This is a genomic window from Bradyrhizobium australiense, from assembly GCF_013114825.1.
In the GTDB taxonomy this organism is placed as follows: Bacteria; Pseudomonadota; Alphaproteobacteria; order Rhizobiales; family Xanthobacteraceae; genus Bradyrhizobium; species Bradyrhizobium australiense.
The window spans coordinates 307,805-330,226 of the sequence record NZ_JAAVLX010000001.1 but is presented as its reverse complement, the minus strand read 5'-3'; the positions used below and the strand labels follow the sequence as shown (position 1 = coordinate 330,226).

Below are 22,422 nucleotides of genomic sequence, written 5' to 3'. Positions count from 1 at the left end.
CACGCTGCACCGCGTCCGGGACACGGAAAGCGTGCTGACGACGCAAGCCATTTGAACTTTTAGCGGACAACAGTGCACACAGGCTTGCAACCGAGCCGCGGACGCGGCCGGTTAACGCTCTGACGCGCCCGCCTGGAGGCCCGATGTTCGACGACCCCTTCGTTTTCTTTTCGCTTGTGATCGCGATCGTCGCCCTGATCTTCGCGCGGAAGGCCATGAATCAGGTCGCGGAGTTGCGCCAGCGCCTGGAGGCGATGCAGGCCACGCCGGCGACCGCGGCTGCAGCCGTACCCCCGCCCCTTACACCATTTGAAGCGTTCGAGCAGAGCCTGCCGCCGGCTTCGACCGAGGCCACACCGATGCCTCCGCCGATCGCAACCGACACGGATTCCATTACGCCGGCCGCCAGCCGGGAGATGGCCGAGCAAGCCGCCAGCGGGGCGCCGCCGCCTCCATTGCCACCGGCCGATCGCGGTTTCGAGGAAACCGTCGGCACGCGTTGGGTGGTGTGGATCGGCGGCCTGACGCTGGCGCTCGGCGGATTCTTCATGGTGCGCTATTCGATCGAGGCCGGTCTGCTCGGCCCCGGCGTGCGCACCATCGTCGGCGGCCTGTTCGCGCTCGCCTTGTTGGTTGCGGGCGAATGGACGCGGCGCAAGGAAAGCATTTCCACGATCGATGCCCTGCCGATCGCCGATATCCCTGCCATCCTGACCGCGGCCGGAACAGCCGTGGCCTTTGCCACGGTTTATGCAGCCTACGCGCTGTACGGCTTCCTCGTGCCGGCAACCGCGTTCATCATGCTCGGGCTGGTGGCGCTGGGCACGCTCGCCGCGGCACTTCTGCACGGCCCGGCGCTGGCCGGCCTTGGCGTCGTCGGCGCCTTCGTGACGCCGGTCCTGGTCTCCTCCGACAAGCCGGACTACTGGGCGCTTTACGTCTATCTCGCCATTGTCACTATGGCGGCTTTCGGTCTGGCGCGCGTCAGGCTATGGCGCTGGCTCGCGGTCACCACGATCGCGTTCGGGCTGCTATGGACATTCCCCTGTCTGCAATGTGGCCCATCGATGGTCGGCCCGCATGCCTTCCACGTGCTCGCTGGCTTCATTCTCGCAGCGCTACTCGTGGTGTGCGGCTTCATGTTCGGCCCGCCCGCCAATGAGGGCGAGGTCGAGCCGATCTCGTCGGGCTCGCTTGCCGCCTATCTGCTTGGCGTGACCTTGATCGTGCTGAACAGTTTTCATGCCGACACCGCGATGATCGTGTTCGGCCTGCTGGTGGCCGGCAGCCTCGCGGTTGCCTGGCGCAGCGATGCCGCGGCTGGCGCCGTCGGAGCCGCCGCCGCGCTGGTCTTTGTCGTGTTCGCCGAATGGGCCATTCGCGCCAATCCCGACATGCTGGTGTTGCCCGGTGGGCCGCTGCAAGGCATCGGGCCGAGCGCCACGGACGGATCGGTGTCGCTGCACCTGATCTCGGCCGCGATCTTCGCCGCTGGCTTTGGCGTCGCGGGATTCTTCGCGCAGGGCCGCTTCGCGGGGCCGGTGACACCGGTGATCTGGTCGGCCGCCGCGGTGTTCACGCCGCTGGCGCTGCTGGTCGCACTCTACGCCCGTATCGCGCATCTCGACCGCTCGATTCCGTTTGCGATTCTCGCGGTAGTGCTCGCCGCGGCCTATGCCGCCGCGACCGAGATACTCAGCAAGCGCGAGGATCGTCCGGGATTGCAGGCCTCGATCGCGCTGTTTGCCGCCGGCACGCTCGCAGCGCTAGCGCTGGCGCTGACCTTTGCGCTGGAAAAGGGCTGGCTGACGATCGCCCTGGCACTGATGTCGGCGGGCACTGCCTGGATATCCACGCAGCGGCCGATTCCGTTCCTGCGCGCCCTCGCTGCCATCCTGGCCGGCATTGTGGTGCTGCGGATCGGCTACGAGCCGCGCATCGTCGGTCAAGCCGTCGGCACCACGCCGATCTTCAACTGGCTGCTGTGGGGCTACGGCATTCCGGCAGCGTCGTTCTGGGCCGGCAGCATCTTCCTGCGCCGCGGTGGCGATGACGCGTCACTGCGCACGGTGGAATCAGCGGCGATCCTGTTCACGGTGCTGCTGGCGTTCATGGAAATACGTCACGCCGTCAACAATGGCGATGTGTACCGGCCGAGCGCCGGCCTCACCGAAGTCGCGCTGCAGGTCTGCGTAACGCTGGCGATGGCGATCGGGCTGGAGCGGCTGCGCGTCCGCACCGGCAGTATCATTCACAATGCCGGCGCGATCCTGCTCACGGCCTTTGCCGGCCTCGCGACGGTGTTCGGGTTGTTGCTGCTGGAGAACCCGATGCTGCAATGGATCGACGTCGGCGGCATCGTCATCAACCTCTTGCTGCTTGGCTATGCCTTGCCTGCAGTGCTGGCGTTGCTCTTGTCCTATGCCGTCGCAGGACGCCGCCCGGTCGCCTACGCCAACACGATCGCGGCGGCAGCGCTCATTCTCGCGCTTGCCTATGTGACGTTCGAGATCAGGAGAATCTATCACGACCCGGCCATCTCGGTCGGCCCGACCAGCGGCGCCGAACAATACACCTATTCGATCGCATACCTTGCCTTTGGCGTGGCGCTGCTTGGCATCGGCATTCTCTTCAACTCGCAGCGCGCGCGGCTGGCGTCTGCGATCGTCATTGGGCTGACGATCCTCAAAGCCTTCCTGATCGACATGTCGACGCTAACCGGCGTCTATCGCGCACTGTCCTTCATGTGCCTCGGCCTGGTGCTGGTGGCGATCGGCTGGCTGTACCAGCGGATCCTGTTCCGCAGGCAAGCGGCCGCGCCGGTCGCGCCGGCGGGGAGTTGATCAGGCGGCGCGCACCGATTCGAGGAATTTGGCGACCTCGAGCTTGAGGCGATTGCTGTCGCCCGACAGCGACTGCGCCGCGGTGAGAACGTGCGACGAGGCGGTCTCCGTCTCGGTCGCACCGCGCTGCACGTCGGTGACGTTGGCGGAGACCATCTGCGTCCCAGCCGCCGCCTGCTGCACGTTACGCGAAATTTCCTGCGTGGCCGCGCCCTGCTCTTCCACGGCGGCCGCGATCGCCGAGGAAATTTCAGACAGCTTTGAGATGGTGCCCGATATCTCCTGGATGGCGCTGACCGAATCCTGTGTCGCAGCCTGGATGCCGGTGATTTGCTGACCGATCTCGCCGGTCGCCTTTGCGGTTTGTTCGGCCAGCGCCTTCACCTCCGACGCAACGACCGCGAAGCCGCGGCCGGCCTCACCGGCGCGCGCCGCCTCGATCGTCGCGTTGAGGGCGAGTAAATTGGTCTGGCCTGCAATGGTATTGATCAGCTCGATCACGTCGCCGATGCGGGCGGCCGCCTTCGACAATTCGCCGACGCGATCGTTGGTGCGTGAAGCCTGATCCACGGCATCGCTCGCCATCCGCGCCGATTCCTGCACCTGCCGACTGATCTCGTTGACCGAGGACGCCATTTCCTCGGTGGCGGATGCGACCGACTGCACGTTGGTGGAAGCCTCCTCCGAGGCTGCCGATACGGTGGTCGCAAGTTCCTGCGCACGTTCCGCGGTCGATGACAGCGTGCCCGCAGACGCCTCAAGTTCAGTCGAGGCCGACGATACGGTTTCGACGATCTCGCCGATCATGGCTTCGAACTTACGCGTGATGCCGTCGACACGACGGCCGCGCTCGATCTTGGCTTCGGCATCGCGCGCGGCGGCTTCATCGGCGGCCTTCTTGGCAATCAGCGCATCCTTGAACACCTGCAAGGCGTCGGCCATGACGCCGATTTCGGTCTTCTCGCCGCGGCGCGTCACTTCGGCGGTCAGATCGCCGCTTCCGAGCGCCTGCATCGGCTTCACGATGGAGCTGATCCCGCTCGAGAGATCGCGGACCAGATAGATTCCGACGCCGACGCCGCAGATGATGACGGCAGCGACAATGCCCAAGACAGTCCAGAATGCGAAATTGTAACCTTCCGCGGCCTGCCGGGTCGCGGTATCCGCACCCGCATTGTTGAGATTGATGGATTTTTCCAGGAATGCATCGGATTCGGCGGCGATGACCGCGACCTTCTTGGAGATGGCCTCGCTCGCCTCATGCGGGATGCGCCCGATACTCTGGCGCGACAATTCGACGACTTCCTGGACGCCCGTCATGTATCTGTCCCAGGCGCGCGCCCAGTTCTCGTAGATCGAGCGCGCTTCGGGCGTGGAAATCAGCGGCTCATAAACCTTGCGATCTTTCGCGATCCGCTCGAGGATGCCGGCCAGTCGCTTATCGTTGGCGGCCTTCGCCTCCAGCGTTTCCGCCATGACATGCGCGCGGAGCGCAACACGGAACAGGTTGATATCCGCGCGCAATTCGCCAAGCGCCCGGACGCTCGGAAGCCAGCTCGAGGCGATCTCCACCGTGTGGGCGTTGATCACCTGCATGCTGCGGATCGCCAGCAGGCCCATGCCGGACATCGCGAGCAACATGAATGCGATCACGGCGATGACTTTGGCACGGATGGAAAGTGCGGACATGGCTCGGCTCTCTCAAACGTTGGAGACTGGCGCCGCTGAATTATGAAGGATTACCGTCAATCTTCGATGCGCCGGGAATATTCGGCAACCGTAAGCGCCAGTTTCCAAGCGACCGTTAATTCGGGGATCCGTAAAATTACCCGGATGCGCGGCTTTCGCCGGATGGCGTGCTAACCGACGGATTCGGCGACAAGACGAATCCTGAATACCGGCTTCTTGGTTTCGTCCAGAAGCTCCATCTGCCATTCGGCGTTCTGTTTCAGGCTGCGCGAAAGGCTGCCGAGTAGGTTACCGCAGACCTTGGTCATCTCGGCCCAGGCGGCCTCGCGGCTTTCGAATTCCGACCCCTGATCGGACGCGCCTGCGTAGCGACCGTGGCTAATCCGAAAAAAATACAGCGGCATGATTGATCTCATGTGTTTGGGCCGCCTCCCGGCCTTCTCTGCCGATCACCAATTGGAACGAGATTCGCTACCAGGACATGAATGCGCCAGCCCGTATGACTACGGGCTTTGAGTTCGCTGAGAGGGATTGCGGCTATGCGGGGACCGCCCGCCGGGGCCCCGGACCCGTAGCCCGATCCATACCGAACGGCAACCTGCTACGATCCGGCTCAGACGCGCTTTCCGCGATCAATCGGTCGAACGGCGCAGTTCCGGGGCGCTCTCGGCCTTCGCCGGTTCGGGCTTGGCCTGCTCCGCCTTCGACTCGGGTTTCACAGGCTCGAGTTTGGCGCTCTCGACCGCAGGCGTTTCGACCCGCGCGGTTACTTCGGCACGTGCATCAGCCGCCGCACGCGACGACTCCTCCCGACGGTGCACCGAGCGCGGTCGCGCCACGGAGCGCGCCATCAGCATCTGCGAGGCGCCCTGATGGCGGAAATCGCAATAGGCGAAGCCCATGCCCGAGACGGAGCCGCGGAACGAGCGATCGTCACGCTTATCGAGATTGAAGCACGGCTCGAACGGCAGGCCCTTGATGGAGGCGCAAACGGCCTGACCACGAATCTGCAGCGTGTTGCCGGGCAAGCGAACATGGCGGATCGGCCCCGAGCCGCTGAATTGGACAGAACCGGCTGCACCGAGATCATCGAGGATGCGGCCCGCACCGCGGGTGCCGTCAAAGCAGGTAAACGCGAAAATCTTCCCGCTTACGAACCTGCGCGCCTCGTCGGCATTCATCATCCCGGCCAGCGCAGGAACGATCATCGCACTGGCCGTGACGGCCCCCAGAACCAAACGCGCAAGCATGCAGCTACTCCAACTTAACAAGAGCGCGGGCGCCCGCCTTTACCCGCTGCTTACCATACCAACCGTGGCAACATTGGAGCAGGTTGGTTGGTAAAGTCTGAACACCGTTAGAGAATTTTTACCACGATTCGACCGCGGACCTTCCCAGCGAGGATTTCAGCGCCTGCGCCGATCACCTGGTCCAAACCTATTTCGTGAGTAATATCAGCTAGTTTTCCCTTGTCTAAATCGCCGGCGAGGCGATTCCAGGCAAGCTTGCGCTGCTCGATCGGACACATCACCGAGTCGATGCCGAGAAGGCACACTCCGCGTAAAATAAACGGCGCGACCGAGGACGGCAGATCCATACCGGCGGCAAGGCCGCAGGCGGCAATGGCTCCGCCATATTTGGTCATCGAAAGCAGGTTGGCGAGCGTGGTCGATCCGACGCTATCGACGCCGCCCGCCCAGCGTTCCTTCGCCAGCGGCTTGGCGGGCCCTGCGAGTTCAGCGCGATCGATGACCTCGGCCGCGCCGAGCGCTTTGAGATAATCCGCCTCCGACATCCGCCCGGTGGAGGCGATGACGTGGTAGCCGAGTTTCGAAAGCACCGCGGTCGCAACCGAGCCGACGCCACCAGCCGCGCCCGTCACCACGACCGGACCGCTCGCAGGCGTCAGGCCGTGCTTCTCCAGCGCCAGCACCGACAGCATCGCAGTGTAGCCGGCGGTGCCGATCGCCATCGCCTCGCGCGTGGACATTCCGCCCGGCAGGCGCACCAGCCAGTCGCTCTTGACGCGCGCTTTTTCGGCATAGGCACCGAGATGGGTTTCGCCCATGCCCCAGCCGTTGCACACGACCTTGTCGCCGGCTTTCCACGACGGATGAGAGGATTGTTGGACGGTGCCTGCGAAATCAATGCCGGCGATCATCGGGAAACGCCGCACGACGGGAGCCTTGCCGGTGACGGCAAGACCATCCTTATAGTTCAGCGTCGACCACTCGACTGCGACAGTGACGTCGCCTTCCATCAACTCGGCTTCGTCGAACTGCGTCAGCGCGGCGGTGGTGCCTTTGTCCGCCTTGTCGATCCTGATGGCCTTGAACGTTCCCACGGCAAACTCCCCGGACTTTTCTCTGTCGGGAATGTTTACCGCATCAGGCGGGTTGTGCAACCGGGCGCGCGACCGGCTGCTCGACGATCGGCAGGTTGATCAGCGCCGACAGCACACCGAACAGGATCGAGAGCCACCAGATCGGCGTATAGGAACCGAACTGCTCGAACACGATGCCACCGAGCCAGACGCCGAGGAAACCGCCGACCTGATGGCTGACGAAGGCGAAGCCGTACAGCGTCGCGAACCACCTTGTGCCGAACATCAGCGCCACCAGCGCCGATGTCGGCGGCACCGTCGAGAGCCAGGTCAGGCCGGAGACGGCACCGAACATGATCGCCGAAAACGTCGTGATCGGAAACGAAATGAACGCGACGATCGCGAGGGCGCGGGTAAGATAGATCAGGGAGAGAATGTAACGCTTTGGATACTTGTTCTGCAGCCAGCCGACGCTGAGCGAACCGATGATATTGAACAGGCCGATCGCCGCGACCACCCAGCCACCGGTCTGCGACGAAACTCCGCGATCGGCGAGATAGGCCGGCAGATGCACCGTGATGAAGGCGAGCTGGAAGCCGCAGGTGAAGAAGCCGAGCACCAGGAGAACGTAGGAGCGATGGCCGAACGCCTCCGCCAGCGCGGTCTTGAACGATTGCTCATCCCCGACAGGCTCATTCGACGACGTCGAAGGCGGCGTCGCGATCGCGAGCGACAGCGGCACGATCAACAGCATCAGAAGCGCAAATACCGTCAGCGCCGGCTGCCAGCCGAAATTGTCGATCATCGCGACGCCGAACGGTGCGAACAGGAACTGCCCGAACGAGCCGGCCGCGGTGCCGGCGCCGAGCGCAATGCCGCGCTTCTCCAGCGGCAATAGCTTGCTGAACGCCGACAGCACGAGATTGAACGAACAGCCTGAAAGACCGAAGCCGATCAGGACGCCGGCGCCGAGATCGAGCGACAACGGTGCCGTTGAATAACGCATCAGAAACAGGCCGGCGGCATAGAGCAAGGCGCCGACAATCATCACCCGCAGAATGCCGAAGCGATCGGCGATAGCGCCTGCAATCGGCTGCCCCAGTCCCCACAGCAGGTTCTGCAGCGCCAGCGCCAGGCCGAAGACGTCGCGGCCCCAAGCAAATTCCCGGCTCATCGGCTGAACGAAGAAGCCGAGGCTGGAGCGCGGCCCGAAGCTCAACAATGCGATCGCACAGCCGCAGATGATGATGACGAGCGGCGTGCGCCAGGTGCCGAGACCGGAGGATGTACGAAGGTCAGTCGTTAAAGCCATGGTTTCCCCCTGGACGGCGCCCGGACGGCCGGGCGAAACGTTACGATGAGTTAATGCAGATGCATGAAAATCCCAAGAGGGCAGAAGAGAAAAATTTTCCGCTGCAGGGCAGCTCTGCAAAATTGGCGAGAGCAATGAGTGCAATTGCAGGGCTGTGGCACCTCAGCGAGGTTGTCATCCCTGCGAACGCAGGGACCCATACGCCGCGGCCGCGCAATTTGAAGCCGCGCAATTTGAAAAAGAGCCAGTCGTTCGGCTTCTATCAACAATAGCCGCCGGTGGTTATGGGTCGCTGCGTACGCAGGGACGACGGAGAAAGCTACCTCTTGGCGCTCGCCTGCTCGGCCGAGCTTTGCGCGGCTTCCGCGAGCTTGGCGGAGATCGCCGCGGTCTCGGCGGCGGTACCCCAGCTCGGCGCGTCGCTGCCGTTGCCCCAGGCGCGGGGCCGGTAGAAGGTGTGCACACCGAACTTGTACGTCTTCTTCATTTCATTGACCCAGGACGGCCGCACCCAATAGGCGTGGTAGTGCGTCGACTTGTCGACTTCCGGCAGCCAGAGCTGGCCGTCGAGCATCGCCTTTGCAATCTTCTTCGCCCGCTCCCACATATCGGGCTCGCGAATGACGTCCTTGTTGTTGTCGCAAGCGAAGGTGAACTGGCACGCCAGGTGGCGATGTTTGTTCTGGTAGACCACGCCGCAAACGGTCTCCGGATATTTGCCGGAGAAGGCGCGGTTCAGCACCACCTGCGCGACCGCGATCTGGCCCCGCACCGCTTCACCGCGGGCCTCGAAGTACACGGCTTCGGCCAGGCACTTCTCGGACTTGGCGCGAGACTTCTCGTCGAACAGGCCGAGACGTTCGGCCGGCGTCTTGGCACGCTGGTTGTCGGCGTTGACCTCGCCCTTCGGCGCAACGCTCTCGCCCATCTCGCCGGCCCGCACCGGCCCATCGGCATCGACCGGGAGCGAGGCCATCACCTTCATGTCGGGATCCGGACGCGCGGCGGGCACCACGATGATAGGCTCTTCGCCGGGCTGCCAGCGTTCGATGCTTTCGGGCGAGCCGAGCGAGGATCCAAAGAACAGGCTCGAGGTCTTGAAGGCGAAACCATCGCGCGGCGGCGTGGCCGCCTTCGGCGTAGCCTTGAGATCGTCCGGCGGTTTGCTCTCAAGCGACAGCGACATATCCAGCGGCGGCGCGCTTAGCGCGGCCTGCAGCTCAGGATCGAGCGGTGCACGCTCGACAGCTGGCGCCGCCTCGGCAGTCTTTGAGCCGGCAACCGACCGATGCGACGTCGAAGGATCTTCGTTCGCGGGCGCTCGCTCGGCTGGGCCTGTCGTCTCCGCCGCCGGCGGAGGCGGCGTCACGACGAGACGATCGCCTTTCAGCGTGCGATCGACTCTGGGAAAATCGGCCGCGTGATAGCGCGGCGGCGGTGCAACAAGCGGGTTACGCGTCACTGATCCCGTGATGTCGATGCCCTGCTTGTCGAGGCTGGCGAGCCGGTAAGTCGCGGTTTGCGGCGACGAGGTTCCGATCGGACGGCCGAAGGAGAACGTCGCAACCTGAATGGTGCCGGCGGAGGAGAATACGCGCTTTTGCCAGCGCTCGGCGACGCCCGGCTGGCGCGCCAGCAGCGAGGCGATATCCTGATATCCGATCTCGGTCGGCATCAATGCGAAGACGCAGAGACCGAGACCGAAGGACGCGAACCGCGCGCCCTTCGGCTGGTTACGCAACACAAACATCGATACGCTCACGCAACGCTTACACGATCGAACGTCAGTACATCCGTGCAATTCGACCTTTTTTGTTGGTATCGAATTTAGGTTGCCGGGGAGTTAATCGGCGTGGCCTGCGCGCTACACGCAAGAGATTGCGCTGTTTTCGCCGAACGCATGAGAAGTGTTGGTAAACAGGCGCGCGATGAAAGTGGTAAATATCTCGTCAACGAACATGATGAAGAAATTTTTGCGCGCGATGCGCGCCAAGAGTCATGGCGACATGTGCGCCAAAACGCAAATGCCCGGGACAAACCCGGGCATCACGGCGTGTTGGTTGTCGTATTGAAGAGGCCCTACGCCTGGCTCACCACCGTCTTGCCGAGCGCCGCCTGCGCGGCGGCAAGTCGCGCGATCGGCACGCGATACGGCGAGCAGGAGACGTAGTCGAGACCGATCTCGTGGCAGAACGCCACCGAGGCCGGATCGCCGCCGTGCTCGCCGCAAATGCCGACCTTCAAATTGGGCCGCGTCTTGCGACCGCGGGTGACGCCGATCTTCACCAATTCGCCGACACCATCGCGATCGACCGAAATGAACGGATCGATCTCGAGAATTCCCTTGCTCACATAAGTGCCGAGGAAGCTCGCGGCGTCGTCGCGGCTGATGCCGTAGGTGGTCTGGGTCAGGTCGTTGGTGCCGAAGGAGAAGAACTCCGCGGTCTGGGCGACGTCGCCGGCCATCAGGCACGCGCGCGGAAGCTCGATCATCGTACCGACTTGATAGGCGAGCTTCTTGCCGGTCTCCTTCATCACCGATTGCGCAGTGGCGTCGATCCGCGCCTTGACCAGGTCGAACTCGGCCTTGGTCGCGATCAGCGGCACCATCACCTCGAGACCAACGGCGTTGCCGGTGCGTTTCTCGGCTTCGACCGCCGCCTCGAAGATCGCGCGCGCCTGCATCTCGGCGATCTCAGGATAGGCGATCGCAAGACGGCAGCCGCGGAAGCCCAGCATCGGGTTGAACTCGGCGAGATCGCGGGCGCGATCGGCGAGCTTGCGCGGATCGGTATTCATCGCGCGCGCGACTTCCTCGATCTCGGCCTGGGTGTGCGGCAGGAACTCGTGCAACGGCGGATCGAGCAGGCGGATCGTGACGGGCAGGCCCTTCATGATCTCGAATAGTTCGACGAAATCGGCGCGCTGCATCGGCAACAGTTTTGACAGCGCCGCACGGCGCGACTGCTCGTCTTCGGAAAGGATCATCTCGCGCACGGTGCGGATGCGGGTTTCCTCGAAGAACATGTGCTCGGTGCGGCACAGCCCGATGCCTTCGGCGCCAAACTTGACGGCCGTGCGCGCGTCATCGGGCGTATCGCCATTGACGCGGACGCCGAGCTTGCGGACCGCATCGGCCCAGCCCATCAGCGTGCCGAACTCGCCCGACAGTTTTGGCTCGATCATCGGCATCTTGCCGGCCAGCACCTGGCCGAGCGAGCCGTCGATGGTGATGACGTCGCCGGTCTTGAAGGTACGGGAGCCGACACTCATGGTGCCGCGGCCGTAATCGACGCGAATGGCGCCGCAGCCGGAGACGCAGGGCTTGCCCATGCCGCGCGCGACCACCGCGGCGTGCGAGGTCATGCCACCGCGGGTGGTCAAAATGCCCTCGGCGGCGTGCATGCCGTGAATATCTTCCGGGCTGGTCTCGATGCGCACCAGAATGACATTGCGGCCATCGGCTTGAAGCTTGGCGGCTTCATCGGACGAGAACACGATCTCGCCGGATGCAGCGCCGGGCGAAGCCGGCAGGCCGGTCGCGATCACGTCTCGCTTGGCCTGCGGATCGATGGTCGGATGCAGCAATTGATCCAGCGACGCCGGATCGATCCGCATCACCGCGTCCTTCTTCGAGATCAGGCCTTCATTGGCGAGTTCGACCGCGATGCGCAGCGCCGCTTTCGCCGTGCGCTTGCCGCCGCGGGTCTGCAGCATCCACAACTTGCCCTGCTCGACCGTGAACTCCATGTCCTGCATGTCGCGGTAGTGCTTTTCGAGCATCGTGTAGATGCGGGTCAGCTCCTTGAACGCCTCCGGCATCGCGGTTTCCATCGACGGCTTGTCGGAACCGGATTCCTGGCGCGCGGCTTCGGTGATGTCCTGCGGCGTGCGGATGCCCGCCACCACGTCCTCGCCCTGCGCATTGATCAGGAATTCGCCATAGAGCTTGCTCTCGCCAGTCGAGGGATTGCGCGTGAACGCAACGCCAGTCGCGGACGTCTCGCCCATATTGCCGAACACCATGGCCTGCACATTGACGGCAGTGCCCCAGGATTCCGGGATGTCATGCAGGCGGCGGTAAGTGACCGCACGCGTATTCATCCAGGATGAGAACACCGCGCCGATCGCGCCCCACAATTGCTCGTGCGGGTCCTGCGGAAAATCCTTGCCGGTCTCGCGCGCCACCGCTTCCTTGTACTTGCCGACCAGTTCGACCCAGTCGTCGCCGCTGAGGTCGGTGTCGAGCGTATAGCCCTGGCTGTCTTTGAAGGTGTCGAGAATGTCCTCGAAGTGATGATGCTCGAAGCCGAGCACCACGTCCGAATACATCGTGATGAAGCGGCGATAGCTGTCATAGGCAAAACGGCGATCGCCGGAGAGCTCTGCGAGTGCTTCGACGGTCTTGTCGTTGAGGCCGAGATTGAGGACGGTATCCATCATGCCCGGCATCGAGGCGCGGCCGCCGGAGCGGACCGACACCAGCAGTGGATTCTTCGAATCGCCGAATGCCTTGCCGGTCAACTTGCCGACATACTCGAGCGCCTTCTCGACCTGCGTCTTCAGAGCGGGCGGATAGGTTTTGTCATGCGCATAGAAGTAAGTGCAGACCGAGGTCGGAATGGTGAAGCCCGGAGGCACCGGCAGGCCGAGATTGGCCATCTCGGCGAGGTTGGCGCCCTTGCCGCCAAGCAGGTCGCGCAGACCCGCTTTACCCTCCGCCTTGCCGTCGCCGAAGGTATAAACCCACTTGCCGGATTTTGCCGCCTCGGGGGCAGGCTTGCGGACGGCAGCCTTCTTGGCCGCGACCTTGGCGACCGGCTTGGCCGGGGCCTTCTTCAGCGCTTTGCGGGCCGAGACCTGCGGCGCGGCCTTCGGCCGGGCGGATGGCTTTGATTTCGCTACAGATTTAACTGCAGCCTTCTTGGACTTCGCGACGGCTTTGGCCATGGATTCCAACTATCCGAAAAAGGGAAGAAGATTGCGCGCCTTACACCATTTTGAGGGGTTCCGCGCAAGCCGCGAAACCCCGCTTCCGGCGCTAGAACCTGAACATCTTAAGCACGCCGAGACCTACCAGCCCGACGAAGATCAGGTAGATAGCGACGATGTAGTTGAGCAGCCGCGGCATGATCAGGATGAATATCCCCGCGAGAAGGGCAACGATCGCGGGAACATGCGCGGCAGTGATGGTCATTGAAACCTCCGGTGACGTGGGGTGGGAAATCGAATCGAGCGTGGCAACTTAACCGCTGGCGCGGTTTGGGAATAGCAAGACGCCCAACCACTTCAACGGGTTCCATCCTCCGCAACAATTCCCCAGAAATGCCGCGGATGAGGCCGCGCTTTTCCGGAACAATGCCTCAAGCGATGAATTGGCCCGCATAGTGTGCGCTGGCGAAAGCCGGCGCCTCTTCTCGAAGGAGTTGACCATGCGGAATAGACTAATTGCCACTGCGGCGATCGCTGGCGCGATGACCGCCTCGATCGCGGCTCAGGCGCAGACCACGATCACCACCGGCACAGCCGGCGGCAGCACGGTCGTCATCGGTGAACACGAAGGCATCGCTGCCGACCAGCGTCCGGCCTTCCGCGAATATATCGTGCGTGAACGCGTGCCGAACTACACGATTTCCGAGCGTGTGACAGTTGGCGCCGTGCTACCGGAAACCGGTGTGACCTACTACGACGTGCCGCAATCGTTCGGGATGACGCCCTATCGCTACACCGTGGTGAACGGCCAGACGATATTGGTCGAACCGCGTTCGCGTCGGATCGTTCAGGTGGTCGATTGACCTTCAGTAGCCTGAACGATTGGTCCGGGCGCCGCGCAAGCGGATGTGCGCGAGATACGACCGGACAATAGCCCCGCCCGGCGTCCCCTCCGGGCGGGGTTTTGTTTTTGCACATAGCTGAAGCGTAGCAAACCTTGAATCCTCATGGTGAGGAGGCGCGAAAGCGCCGTCTCGAACCACGAGCCCTCCGGTGGTGCCATTCATCCTTCGAGCCGCGCGAAGACGCGCTCCTCAGGGATGAGGTCCAGCAGGCGATGACCAACCGGTAACTATTCCCTGATTTCCAGTCCCGGCTTCTTCACCACGAGCCGGTGGATCTTCTTTCCCGATGAGGCGCTGACGACTTCTTCATCGAGCAATACGGTCGTGGTCTTCAGCTCCGCCGACACGACCGCGGGATCGAACGCGGCGTAAAGCCGCCCCTGCGCGTCGCGTTGATCGGCGCCTTCGGTGACGCGCCAGCTCAGATAGAGAATACCGCTGGGCTTGACGATATCGAGCAGGCGGCGGACCGATGCTGCAATCTGCTTGCGGTCGAGGTGCATGATCACGGTTTCGCACAGCACGTTGTCGAAGGTGCCGATGCCGCGCAGATCGGGCAGTTCGGCATGCGCGAACTTGCACGAGGGATATCGCCGGCGCGCTTCGTTGAGCAGGCCTTCGGAGGCGTCGAAACCCACGGCTGAAAAACCGTGCGCGTGAAGCCAGGCGACCTCGCGGCCGCAGCCGCAACCGATATCGGCCGAATTGCCGCCACGCACGAAAAACCGCTCAACGATTTCCTGCAGGTCGACGGGCGCCGGCTGACCGAGCCAGTCCTTCGCGAACGCCGCCGCATCCTGGTCATAAGCGGCGAGCGTTTGACGATCCATGGTCTAGCCTTCGATCTTGGAATAATCCGCAACCGCGCGGGTCGCCGCGCGGATTTCATTCAGAAGCTTTAGTCGGTTCTCGCGCACCTTGGGTTCATCGTCATTGACCTTGACCTTGTCGAAGAACGCATCGACTGCGGGCCGCAGCTTCGCCATCGCGCTCATCGCGGCGGCGAAATCTTCCTTCTGCACTGCGGCTCCGGCCTCGCTCTTGACCTGGTCTATAGCTTTGGCGAGCGCCTTTTCTTCCGGAAGCGTGTAGAGCCCGGCATCCGGCGCACCGTCGAACGTGCGCTTGTCCTTTTTCTCCTCGATCGAGAGAATGTTACTCGCGCGCTTGGTCCCTGCAAGCAAGTTCTTGCCGTCGTCGGTGTCGAGGAACTTGCCGAGTGCCTCGACGCGGCGGACGACCAGGAGCAGATCGTCCTGGCCACCGAGCGAAAACACGGCATCTACAAGATCGTGACGCGCGCCTTGGTCGCGGAGTTGGACTTTCAGCCGGTCGGCGAAGAAGGAAAGGAGGTCGGCCGGCAGCTTCTGGGCGTCGCCCTTCTCCGGCAAACCAACCATGGCGGACGTCGCCACGTTCAAGATCGACAGCCGGAGCGTACTATCTACGATCAGCCTGATGACCCCCAGCGCCGCTCGCCGCAACGCATAAGGATCCTTGCTCCCGGTGGGTTTTTCATCGATCGCCCAGAAGCCAACCAGCGTGTCGATCTTGTCGGCCAGCGCGACCGCCACGCTCACTGGATCGATCGGCACGCGATCGGTAGGGCCTTGCGGCTTGTAATGCTCCTCGCTTGCGGCGGCGACGGAGGCGTCTTCGCCTTGCGCCTGCGCATAGTACTTTCCCATCAAACCCTGTAGTTCGGGGAATTCGCCGACGACTTCAGTCAACAGATCGGCTTTTGCCAGATGGGCGGCGCGCTTGGCCTTTGCGACGTCGGCGCCGATCAGCGGTGCGATCTCCGCAGCCAAACGCTCGATCCGCTTGATTCGCGCCGCCTGCGTGCCGAGCTTCTCGTGAAACACGATCTGGTCGAACTTCTTCAGCCGGTCTTCCAGCTTTGTCTTCAGGTCGGTCTCGTAGAAGAATTTTGCGTCGCTCAACCGCGCGCGGATGACGCGCTGGTTGCCGGCCACGATCGTCTTGCCGCCATCGGCCGCTTCGATATTAGCGGTCAGAATGAACTTGTTGGCGAGCTTTCCGGTCTTGGGATCGCGCACCACAAAACATTTCTGGTTGTTGCGAATGGTGGCGCGGATCACCTCATCGGGGATTGACAGGAATTCCTCGTCGAACGACCCCATCAGCGCCACCGGCCATTCGACGAGGCCGGCGACCTCGTCCAGCAGCACCTGGTCCTCGACCAGCTCAAAGCCTTGCACGAAAGCCAACTGTTTGGCGTCGGCGAGGATGGTGTCCTTGCGCGCCTGCGGGTCGAGCACGACCTTCGCCGCCTTCAGCTTAGCTTCGTAATCCTCGAAGCGGCGCACGGAGATCGCAGCCGGCGCCATGAATCGGTGGCCGACCGTGGTCTGCCCGGCCTCGATGCCGTCGACGGCAAACTTCACCACGTCGGGCTCTTCGGTCTCCAGACCAAAAGTGGCGATGATCGAATGCAGCGGCCGCACCCAGGAGAGCGAGCCTGATTTGGCCGAACGTCCGCCCCAGCGCATCGATTTCGGCCACGGGAAGGTTCGGATGATGACCGGCAGAATCTCGGCGAGCACGTCGATGGTGGCGCGGCCCGGCTTTTCGATCAGCGCTATGTAGAAGTCGCCCTTCTTCGGGTCGGTCTGGATCTTGGCGTCCTCGATCCGGGCCAGACCGGTTGCCTTCAAGAATCCTTGGACCGCAGCATCAGGGCCGCCGACGCGCGGGCCGCGGCGCTCCTCCTTCAAATCGGATTGCCGTGCGGGAATGCCATGCACGGTCAGCGCCAGCCGCCGCGGAGTCGCGAACGCTTTCGCGCCTTCATAGACAAGGCCCTCGGCGACCAGTCTGTCGGTCACCATGCGGCGCAGATCGTCCGCCGCCTTCGCCTGCATGCGCGCGGGGATTTCCTCGGAAAACAATTCCAGCAGAAGATCAGGCATCAGACCGCCCTGCCCGCTTCGGTGTGAACCCAGGCTTCGCCGCAGGCCTTTGCCAGTTCGCGCACGCGCATGATGTAGCTCTGCCGTTCCGTCACCGAGATCACGCCGCGAGCATCGAGCAGATTGAAGACATGGCTCGCCTTGATGCACTGATCATAAGCCGGCAGCGCCATCAGATGTTCTTTCTGATTGCCGCCCTCTTTCCATCCGACCGCGAGATATTTTTTGCAGGCGTCTTCCGCCATCCTGAACTGCTCGAACAGCATTGCCGTATCGGCGTGCTCGAAATTGTGCCGGGAATATTCCTGCTCGGCCTGCAGGAACACGTCGCCATAGGTGACCTTGTCGGCGCCGTCGCGGCCGTTGAAGTTGAGATCGTAGACGCGGTCGACGCCCTGCACGTACATCGCAAGGCGCTCGAGCCCGTAGGTAAGCTCGCCGGAGACCGGCGCGCATTCGACGCCCGCGACTTGCTGAAAGTAAGTGAACTGGCTGACTTCCATGCCGTCGCACCAGCACTCCCATCCCAGCCCCCAGGCGCCGAGCGTCGGGCTTTCCCAATCATCCTCGACAAAGCGGATGTCGTGTACACTGGAATCAATGCCGATGGCTGCCAGCGACTTCAGGTACAGATCCTGAAGGTTCGGCGGCGAAGGCTTCATGATCACCTGAAACTGATAATAGTGCTGCAGCCGGTTCGGGTTCTCGCCGTAGCGGCCGTCCTTCGGCCGGCGCGAGGGCTGCACATAGGCCGCATTCCAGCGCTTCGGCCCCAGCGCGCGCAATGTCGTCGCGGGATGGAAGGTGCCGGCGCCCATTTCCATGTCGTAGGGCTGCAGGATCACGCAGCCCTGCTCCGCCCAGAACCGCTGGAGAGCAAGGATGAAGCCTTGGAACGAACGTTCCGGGCGCATATGGGCAGGCAAAGCGTCCATCGGCAGAATCGGTCTCGCGAAGGGGGGTTTGAAGTGCGCGGGACCGTATCGGCGTAGGGACAGGGAATCAAGGCGATGGCGCCCTGTATTCCTCATGGTGAGGAGCGCGGCAAAGCCGCGCGTCTCGAATGATGAGGTCCCGAATTGTGCGGCCATCCTTCGAGACGCGGGCTTACGCCCGCTCCTCAGGATGAGGGCCGGGAGGTTAGCCCGGCCGATAGGCGCCGGTGACGGGGTCGCGGCGGAGGGTCGGAATATCGGCCGTCTGGGTGGCCTCGGCGACGCGCGCCAGACGCGCCTCCTCGAGTTCCCTATTGATCCGGACAGCAGTCTTGTAGGCCCAGCGGACCACGGCGAGCCCTCCCAGGGCACCCGCAAATGCGATCAGCGGCGGCATCGGTCAATCCTTGTCGTTCACGTCTCAGCCCCCAATGGGTTGTATTCTCGCCGATGCCGGCCTGCGCCGCAATTCCGCTTTTGGGACTAAATGGCGCGGGCGCCGCCCGGCCTAGAACCCGAATTTGGCCCAAATTGCCCTTGTCTCCAGCGCCGAAATCAGCTCATCCGGCAATCCCCCGATGCCTTCGGCCAGCGAGCCCGCGCCCGGCGATCTCCGGCCCAGCAGACCGGCCAGCATCCCGCTTGCCGGCGCGATGACGGGCGTCAGCACCTTTTCCCCATAGCGCTCGCGCAGCGTCGAGCGGAGATCGCCGATCTTGTCGGCAAGGCCGAGCGACACTGACTTCTCGCCCGCCCAGTACTCGCCGGTGAACAACACGTCGTCGGCCCCCTTGAGCCGCACACCGCGGCTGCCTTTGACCAGCGCGATGAAGATGGCGTGGATCTCGCGCTGAAGCGTCTTCAGGCGCGCCACGTCGTCGGGGTCTTCGGGCAGGAACGGATCCAGCATCGCCTTGTGCTCGCCTGCCGTGTAAAGCCGCCGCTCGACGCCGATCCTCTTGATCAAGTCCTGAAAGCCGAAACTGCCGCCGACCACGCCGATCGAGCCGAGGATCGATGACGGATCGCAAAAGATCTCGTCGCCCGCGCAGGCGATCATGTAGCCGCCGGATGCCGCGACGTCCTCGACGAACACCAGCACCGGCAGCTTCTTTTCCGCGGCAAGCTGCCTGATCCGCAAGTAGATCTGCCGCGACTGCACCGGCGAGCCGCCGGGCGAATTAATCACCAGCGCTACCGCCTTGGCGTGGCGGGTGGCGAAGGCGCGTTCGAGCGTCTTGGCAATGCCGGCCAGCGTGAGGCCCGGCCGCAACGGCGTGACCGCGCCGATGACGCCCGACAGGCGCACCACCGGGACGACCGCAGCGTCGGGCCGGAATTTTGCCGGAATGAATTGTTTCATCCGGTCAATGAGCTTCGGCAATCCCGCGCGATCACTTATTTGTTCATTCATGCCGTTACCTCGAATTAACCATTTTTTATCGCGCCACTGTCATTGCAAAGGTCGGAACGCCTTTTGCATTGCAGATGTTAAAGCTGCAATGGCGCAGCGGAGACTGACATGAAAATCTACCTGCTGATAATGCTCATCGGCAGCCTTCTGGCCGCGATCCACTTTACATCGGCGCCCAAACAACAGTCAGAGACGCTTCCGCAATAGCGTCCTGCTCGGGGGATTGGGACGTGCGAGCCACCCTTACGGGCTGGCGAGCGGCAAGGTTCCCTTTCCGGCCAGAATCTCCTGCACCCTTTGGTTGGGCACGCCTGGCTCGTCATTGAGCATCAGGGCGGGATGGATTTGCGTTGGCGCCCGCCCACCCTTGGTGGCGCGAATCAGGATGCGATTGGCAGGCCCACGGGCATCGCCGTGAACCGGCAGCACCTGTAGGCTCCCGAAACCGTGATCGAGTGCCGAGAGCACCTCGGCGATTCCGTCGGCGCGCCAGATCAGCGTCAGCGCTCCCTTCGATTTGAGAAAGCGGCGCGCCGCGTGCACCCATTTTGAGAGTGTCGTTGCGGTCGCCATATGCGCGATGCCGCGCGCCGTGTCCGGTGAGGAGCGATGCCGCGCCGGATCGTTGAAGGGCGGATTCATCAGCACCGCATCGAGGCTATCAGGAAGGAGTCCGGCAACGGCAAAGACGGTGGCATCAGCTTCGACATCGAGCACGATCACGTCGGCTCGAATCGCATTCGCCTCCGCATTGGCACGCGCAAGGCCCGCGAGCACAGCATCGATCTCGACCAGAACCAGATCGATACCTGCCACGCGCTTGGCCAGCGCAAGGCCCGCGGCACCGACTCCGGCGCCGAATTCAGCCACGCGGTCGCCCGACCGGGCCGCGGTCGCTGCCGCCAGCAGCACCGCATCGTGACCAGCGCGATGTCCCGATTTCAGTTGCTTCAGACGCAATTGCCCGCCGAGAAACGCATCCTCGGTGAGTTCGAGAACGGGATCAGTCATCGGCGCGCAATTCGTGAGCCAGACCAGCCTCGGCCAGCAACTGCCGGGCTGCGCGATTGTCATCCTCATGAACCAGGATGCGGCGTGGCAGGATGCCGAGCGATCCTTCGATGACGCTCATGTTCTGGTCCAGAACCAGATGATGAATATTGGCGCCGTCGAGCAGGGCGCCGACTGCGGAAACCAGCACGATATCGTTTGTCCTGACTAATTCCCGCAAGTGGTGTTCTCCTTTTCGCCCCGGCGCGAAGACGGCACCGGGTCTGTCAACCGCTACGTGCCCTTGCCGCTTAAGCCGGCACTTTCTATTGTAGAACAAGGATAGTGCGAATTGGCCAAAATTGGAGACCCGCGTGGCGGTTATTGTACCCTTCGAAAGCCCGTCAAACGCTTCGATAGATGCGCTGGTCGGGCTGGTCGCCGCCGACATGGAGCGGGTCAACGCCACGATCCTGTCGCGCACGGGATCGGAAGTCACCATGATTCCGGAAGTGGCCAATCACCTGATCTCCTCCGGCGGCAAACGTCTCCGCCCGATGCTGACGCTGGCGATGGCTGGCCTCGCCGGCTATTCCGGAGATGGTCACATCAAGCTCGCGGCTTCCGTCGAATTCATGCACACCGCAACGCTGCTGCATGACGATGTGGTCGACGAGAGCGAGCTGCGCCGCGGCAAGCTGTCGGCGCGGATGCTGTGGGGCAATGAAGCCAGCGTGTTGGTCGGCGATTTCCTGCTCGGCCAGGCCTTTCGCATGATGGTCGAGGTCGGCTCGCTGCGCGCACTCGACATTCTCTCCTCGGCCGCCGCCACCATCGCCGAAGGCGAAGTGATGCAGCTTGCGGCGGCCAAGAACACCGCGACCACCGAGGACGAATACCTCGCCGTGATCCGGGGCAAGACCGCCGAATTATTCGCCGCCGCCTGCGAAGTCGGGCCCGTGATCGCCAACCGGCCGAAGGCCGAGCAGACCGCGTGCCGCTCGGTCGGCATGAATCTCGGCATTGCATTCCAGCTCGTCGATGACGTGCTGGATTATGGCGGCAAGGCTGCGAAACTCGGCAAGAACATCGGCGACGATTTCCGCGAAGGCAAGATCACGCTGCCGGTGGTGCTGGCGTTCCGCCGTGGCAATGACAGTGAGCGCAAGTTCTGGATCAAGGCATTGGAGCGCGGCGAGATCGGCGACAGCGACCTCGATCATGCCATTGGCCTGATGACCAAGCACCGTGCGCTGGAAGACACGATCAGCCGCGCGCAGCATTACGGCGCGATGGCGGTGGATGCGCTGGCGCTATTCCCGGCGTCACCGATGAAAACCGCGCTCGAACAGGTGGTGGCGTTCTGTCTGGCGAGATCGCATTAACCGTCGGTAGGATAGGTGGAGCGAAGCGATACCCATCGTTCACGCCATTCGCGCCGGCTGATAGGTTTCGCTTCGCTCTACCCATCCTACAAGAGACGTCGCATTGAACAGCACCAATTTCACGTTGTTCCTCTTGGCCGCGCTGGTCATCGCCGCGGTCCCTGGTCCCGGAATCTTCTACGTCGCGGCAAGGACGCTGTCGGGCGGCAAAAGCGCCGGTATCGCCTCGACATTTGGAACGACGCTCGGCGGGCTCGTGCATGTGATCGCGGGCGGCTTTGGCGTCTCGGCGATCATCCTGGCCAGCGCCGAACTGTTCACCGCGCTCAAATTCGCGGGCGCGCTCTACCTGGTCTGGCTTGGCCTCAAGACGTTTCGCGAGGCGCGCAATCTGCTGCCGCAACAGGCCGTCACGGTCGGTACGCAACGCGCGTTTCGGGAAGGCGTGCTGGTCGAAGCGCTCAATCCAAAAACTGCGGCGTTCTTCCTGGCCTTCATTCCGCAATTCCTCGACCCGGCCGGCAGCTATCCGGCGCTCCAGTTCATGGCGTTGGGCCTGATCTCGGTCGCGCTGAACACGCTTGTCGATATCGTCGTGGTGATGATGGCCGCCACGGCGCGCGGTAGTCTCACGCGCAGACCGAACTTGCTTCAAGGATTGCGACAGGGCTCCGGGCTGTTCATTGCAGGCCTCGGTATTTCGCTGGCGCTGGCGCGGCGGCCCGCGAACTAACCCGTAGGATGGGTAGAGCGGCAGCGAA

20 protein-coding genes are annotated in these 22,422 nt (G+C 63.2%); 5 read left to right on the top strand and 15 right to left on the bottom strand.

Annotated features, from left to right (window positions below; all coding sequences use genetic code 11):
- Positions 1-143: 143 nt before the first annotated feature.
- Positions 144-2,843, top strand: a complete 2,700-nt coding sequence (locus HCN58_RS01525; protein WP_171577609.1) for a DUF2339 domain-containing protein — start codon at positions 144-146, stop codon at positions 2,841-2,843.
- Here HCN58_RS01525 and HCN58_RS01520 read toward each other — a convergent pair whose 3' ends face one another.
- From HCN58_RS01520 to HCN58_RS01500, 5 genes are all read right to left on the bottom strand, one after another.
- Entirely contained in the window at positions 2,844-4,532 is a 1,689-nt protein-coding gene (locus HCN58_RS01520) for a methyl-accepting chemotaxis protein (protein WP_171577608.1), read from the bottom strand.
- Positions 4,533-4,702: 170 nt separating this feature from the next.
- Entirely contained in the window at positions 4,703-4,936 is a 234-nt protein-coding gene (locus HCN58_RS01515) for a DUF6894 family protein (RefSeq protein ID WP_171577607.1), read from the bottom strand.
- Positions 4,937-5,164: 228 nt separating this feature from the next.
- A complete protein-coding gene (locus HCN58_RS01510) occupies positions 5,165-5,782 on the bottom strand; it encodes a hypothetical protein (protein WP_171577606.1) in 618 nt (205 codons plus the stop codon).
- A gap of 107 nt (positions 5,783-5,889) precedes the next feature.
- Positions 5,890-6,876, bottom strand: coding sequence for an acrylyl-CoA reductase (NADPH) (gene acuI, locus HCN58_RS01505; protein ID WP_171577605.1), 987 nt, complete (start codon positions 6,874-6,876; stop codon positions 5,890-5,892).
- A gap of 43 nt (positions 6,877-6,919) precedes the next feature.
- Positions 6,920-8,167 carry an MFS transporter gene (locus tag HCN58_RS01500; RefSeq protein WP_171577604.1) on the bottom strand — a complete coding sequence of 416 codons (1,248 nt, stop codon included), beginning with the start codon at positions 8,165-8,167 and terminating at the stop codon, positions 6,920-6,922.
- 53 nt (positions 8,168-8,220) lie between these two features.
- On the opposite strand from HCN58_RS01500, the gene HCN58_RS01495 reads away from it, so the two are divergent.
- Positions 8,221-8,439: a hypothetical protein gene (locus tag HCN58_RS01495; RefSeq protein ID WP_171577603.1), complete on the top strand. Its 219-nt coding sequence runs from the start codon at positions 8,221-8,223 to the stop codon at positions 8,437-8,439.
- A 47-nt stretch (positions 8,440-8,486) separates the two neighbouring features.
- On the opposite strand, the gene HCN58_RS01490 is transcribed toward HCN58_RS01495, so the two are convergent.
- From HCN58_RS01490 to HCN58_RS01480, 3 genes are all read right to left on the bottom strand, one after another.
- The gene (locus HCN58_RS01490; protein WP_171577602.1) at positions 8,487-9,917 is read right to left on the bottom strand and encodes a cell wall hydrolase; all 1,431 of its coding nucleotides are present in this window, start codon (positions 9,915-9,917) and stop codon (positions 8,487-8,489) included.
- 329 nt (positions 9,918-10,246) lie between these two features.
- Complete coding sequence (gene ppdK / locus HCN58_RS01485) at positions 10,247-13,117, bottom strand: pyruvate, phosphate dikinase (protein WP_171577601.1); 2,871 nt, start codon at positions 13,115-13,117, stop codon at positions 10,247-10,249.
- A 91-nt stretch (positions 13,118-13,208) separates the two neighbouring features.
- Positions 13,209-13,364, bottom strand: a complete 156-nt coding sequence (locus HCN58_RS01480; RefSeq protein WP_083519361.1) for a DUF3096 domain-containing protein — start codon at positions 13,362-13,364, stop codon at positions 13,209-13,211.
- Positions 13,365-13,599: 235 nt separating this feature from the next.
- Here HCN58_RS01480 and HCN58_RS01475 point away from each other — a divergent pair, with 235 nt between their 5' ends.
- Positions 13,600-13,962, top strand: coding sequence for a DUF1236 domain-containing protein (locus HCN58_RS01475; RefSeq protein WP_171577600.1), 363 nt, complete (start codon positions 13,600-13,602; stop codon positions 13,960-13,962).
- 269 nt (positions 13,963-14,231) lie between these two features.
- Here HCN58_RS01475 and HCN58_RS01470 read toward each other — a convergent pair whose 3' ends face one another.
- The 7 genes from HCN58_RS01470 to HCN58_RS01440 form a co-directional block, all read right to left on the bottom strand.
- Positions 14,232-14,834, bottom strand: coding sequence for a class I SAM-dependent methyltransferase (locus HCN58_RS01470; RefSeq protein WP_171577599.1), 603 nt, complete (start codon positions 14,832-14,834; stop codon positions 14,232-14,234).
- 3 nt (positions 14,835-14,837) lie between these two features.
- Positions 14,838-16,937 carry a glycine--tRNA ligase subunit beta gene (gene glyS / locus HCN58_RS01465; RefSeq protein ID WP_171577598.1) on the bottom strand — a complete coding sequence of 700 codons (2,100 nt, stop codon included), beginning with the start codon at positions 16,935-16,937 and terminating at the stop codon, positions 14,838-14,840.
- Positions 16,937-17,872 (bottom strand): glycine--tRNA ligase subunit alpha, encoded by a 936-nt coding sequence (locus HCN58_RS01460; RefSeq protein ID WP_171577597.1) that lies wholly within the window; start codon positions 17,870-17,872, stop codon positions 16,937-16,939. The genes glyS and HCN58_RS01460 overlap by 1 nt, the downstream gene beginning before the upstream one ends.
- Positions 17,873-18,077: 205 nt before the next feature.
- A complete protein-coding gene (locus HCN58_RS01455; RefSeq protein ID WP_028346932.1) occupies positions 18,078-18,269 on the bottom strand; it encodes a hypothetical protein in 192 nt (63 codons plus the stop codon).
- 111 nt (positions 18,270-18,380) lie between these two features.
- Entirely contained in the window at positions 18,381-19,286 is a 906-nt protein-coding gene (locus HCN58_RS01450) for a S49 family peptidase (RefSeq protein ID WP_171577596.1), read from the bottom strand.
- A gap of 243 nt (positions 19,287-19,529) precedes the next feature.
- Entirely contained in the window at positions 19,530-20,297 is a 768-nt protein-coding gene (locus HCN58_RS01445; RefSeq protein ID WP_171577595.1) for a tRNA1(Val) (adenine(37)-N6)-methyltransferase, read from the bottom strand.
- Entirely contained in the window at positions 20,290-20,517 is a 228-nt protein-coding gene (locus tag HCN58_RS01440; RefSeq protein WP_171577594.1) for a putative signal transducing protein, read from the bottom strand. Before HCN58_RS01440 ends, HCN58_RS01445 begins: the two co-directional genes overlap by 8 nt.
- A 133-nt stretch (positions 20,518-20,650) precedes the next feature.
- On the opposite strand from HCN58_RS01440, the gene HCN58_RS01435 reads away from it, so the two are divergent.
- Entirely contained in the window at positions 20,651-21,661 is a 1,011-nt protein-coding gene (locus HCN58_RS01435) for a polyprenyl synthetase family protein (protein WP_028346936.1), read from the top strand.
- A gap of 103 nt (positions 21,662-21,764) precedes the next feature.
- Complete coding sequence (locus tag HCN58_RS01430) at positions 21,765-22,394, top strand: LysE family translocator (protein ID WP_171577593.1); 630 nt, start codon at positions 21,765-21,767, stop codon at positions 22,392-22,394.
- Positions 22,395-22,422: the final 28 nt, after the last annotated feature.

Coding starts and splice junctions, on each gene's coding strand:
- glyS (WP_171577598.1), bottom strand. CDS start 16,937: ATGCCTGATCTTCTGCTGGAATTGTTTTCCGAGGAAATCCCCGCGCGC.
- HCN58_RS01470 (WP_171577599.1), bottom strand. CDS start 14,834: ATGGATCGTCAAACGCTCGCCGCTTATGACCAGGATGCGGCGGCGTTC.
- HCN58_RS01510 (WP_171577606.1), bottom strand. CDS start 5,782: ATGCTTGCGCGTTTGGTTCTGGGGGCCGTCACGGCCAGTGCGATGATC.
- HCN58_RS01490 (WP_171577602.1), bottom strand. CDS start 9,917: ATGTTTGTGTTGCGTAACCAGCCGAAGGGCGCGCGGTTCGCGTCCTTC.
- HCN58_RS01525 (WP_171577609.1), top strand. CDS start 144: ATGTTCGACGACCCCTTCGTTTTCTTTTCGCTTGTGATCGCGATCGTC.
- HCN58_RS01495 (WP_171577603.1), top strand. CDS start 8,221: ATGCAGATGCATGAAAATCCCAAGAGGGCAGAAGAGAAAAATTTTCCG.
- HCN58_RS01460 (WP_171577597.1), bottom strand. CDS start 17,872: ATGGACGCTTTGCCTGCCCATATGCGCCCGGAACGTTCGTTCCAAGGC.
- HCN58_RS01500 (WP_171577604.1), bottom strand. CDS start 8,167: ATGGCTTTAACGACTGACCTTCGTACATCCTCCGGTCTCGGCACCTGG.
- HCN58_RS01480 (WP_083519361.1), bottom strand. CDS start 13,364: ATGACCATCACTGCCGCGCATGTTCCCGCGATCGTTGCCCTTCTCGCG.
- HCN58_RS01475 (WP_171577600.1), top strand. CDS start 13,600: ATGCGGAATAGACTAATTGCCACTGCGGCGATCGCTGGCGCGATGACC.
- HCN58_RS01520 (WP_171577608.1), bottom strand. CDS start 4,532: ATGTCCGCACTTTCCATCCGTGCCAAAGTCATCGCCGTGATCGCATTC.
- ppdK (WP_171577601.1), bottom strand. CDS start 13,117: ATGGCCAAAGCCGTCGCGAAGTCCAAGAAGGCTGCAGTTAAATCTGTA.
- HCN58_RS01450 (WP_171577596.1), bottom strand. CDS start 19,286: ATGAATGAACAAATAAGTGATCGCGCGGGATTGCCGAAGCTCATTGAC.
- HCN58_RS01445 (WP_171577595.1), bottom strand. CDS start 20,297: ATGACTGATCCCGTTCTCGAACTCACCGAGGATGCGTTTCTCGGCGGG.
- HCN58_RS01455 (WP_028346932.1), bottom strand. CDS start 18,269: ATGCCGCCGCTGATCGCATTTGCGGGTGCCCTGGGAGGGCTCGCCGTG.
- HCN58_RS01515 (WP_171577607.1), bottom strand. CDS start 4,936: ATGCCGCTGTATTTTTTTCGGATTAGCCACGGTCGCTACGCAGGCGCG.